The sequence below is a fragment of the Janthinobacterium sp. BJB401 genome (assembly GCF_013372745.1).
GTDB lineage: Bacteria > Pseudomonadota > Gammaproteobacteria > Burkholderiales > Burkholderiaceae_D > Janthinobacterium > Janthinobacterium rivuli.
In genome coordinates this window covers 1-729 of sequence record NZ_JABXFH010000126.1, presented here as the reverse complement: position 1 = coordinate 729, position 729 = coordinate 1, and the positions used below count along the sequence as shown (strand labels likewise).

General features: G+C 62.8%; 1 protein-coding gene. It reads left to right on the top strand.

Annotation, left to right across the window (positions count from 1 at the left end):
* Positions 1 to 130: 130 nt before the first annotated feature.
* Positions 131 to 729 (top strand): condensation domain-containing protein (locus tag HWE17_RS28470; protein WP_255206439.1); only part of this gene is annotated, 599 nt, incomplete at its 3' end.

The window sequence follows — 729 nt, the reverse complement described above, 5'->3', positions numbered from 1 at the left end:
GGGCCTTGGACAGTTCGCCCTCGGCAGCGGCGGCCGATGCGGAAAGTCTGGAGCGGGGCCAGCATCGCCGCCAGGCCATGCAGAGGCGCTCTGCCGCTCGCTCCAAATAACAACGATTCTTGAGAAACCTATGACTTCAAATCGCTCGCTTGAATCGATGAAAGAAGAACTCCTTGCCTTGCTGCTGCAGGAGGAAGACGATGCACCGCCGCCGGAATCGATTGCGCTGGCCGATCGCAGGGGATTGCTGTCGCTGTCGTATTCACAGCAGCGGATATGGTTTATGGATCGCTTTACGGGAGGCGGGGCGGCCTACAATATTCCGCGGGCATTCGAAGTCCAAGGGCGGCTGGACCGCGCCGCGCTCGAACGCACGCTCAACGAGATCGTGCGCCGCCACGAGGTGCTGCGCACGACCTTCGATATGGCCGATGGCGCGCCGGTGCAGGTGATAGCGCCTGAGCTGCGGCTGGCGATGCCGGTCACCGATATCAGTGGGCTGCCGCCGGACGAACGTCAGGCCAGGGCGAAATGGCTGGCGCAGGACGAGGCGCAGGCGCAGTTCGACCTGCAAACCGGCCCCTTGCTGCGTGCCCGGCTGATTGTACTGGGCGAGGACGCCCATGTTTTCCTGCTGACGTTTCACCATATCGTCTTCGATGGCTGGTCGATGGGGGTGCTGGTGAGAGAGGTGGCGGCCTTGTACAGCGCGTTCGTTGAGGAGACCGT